The sequence below is a fragment of the Pseudogemmobacter sp. TB195 genome (assembly GCF_058313095.1).
The window spans coordinates 1-625 of the sequence record NZ_JBZEGG010000133.1; the positions used below are offsets into that span (position 1 = coordinate 1).

1 protein-coding gene is annotated in these 625 nt (G+C 59.8%); it reads right to left on the reverse strand.

The genetic code is table 11. The features are described from left to right. Positions 1-625: ABC transporter substrate-binding protein (locus AC4FS3_RS29000; RefSeq protein WP_491023418.1), on the reverse strand; the 625-nt coding region annotated here is incomplete at both ends.

Below are 625 nucleotides of genomic sequence, written 5' to 3' on the forward strand. Positions count from 1 at the left end.
GCTTGGAATAGGAGCCCATGATCAGCGTGTCGGCGCCGGAGGCCTTCAGCGCCAGAATTTTTGAATCCACTGTTGGGTCGGTCAGTTCGTAGCTTTCCTTCGCCACGATCATCTTGTCGGCCCTGTCGCCAAGCCCGTCCTTCAGCCCCGCCAGCATGTCCTTGCCGAAGTCGTCGTTCTGGTACAGCACGCCGATCTTCGCGTTGGGGTTCAGCTTGAGCAACTGTGTGGCGTAAAACTTCGCCTCGTCGTGCAGGTTCGGCTGCCAGCCGGTGGTCCAGTGATACTTTTTCGGGTCGTTGAAGGCGGACGAACCGGCGGCGTTGAACAGGTGCGGCACCTTCTTGGCGTTGAGATAGGGCCGGATCGCCATGTTCACAGGCGTTCCCAGCACGCCGAAGATCAGCGCCACCTCATCGCCTTCCACAAGGCTGCGCACGTTCTCGACGGCTTTCGGCGGCTGGTAGCCGTCATCGCGGCTGATGAAGGTGATCTTGCGGCCGTTAATGCCGCCCTTCTTCTCATTCAGCCATTTGAAATAGGCCGCCTCGACCTTGCCGAGATTGCCATAGGCCGACGCCGGACCGCTGTAGGCGATGGTCTGGCCGACCTTGATTTCCTTGTC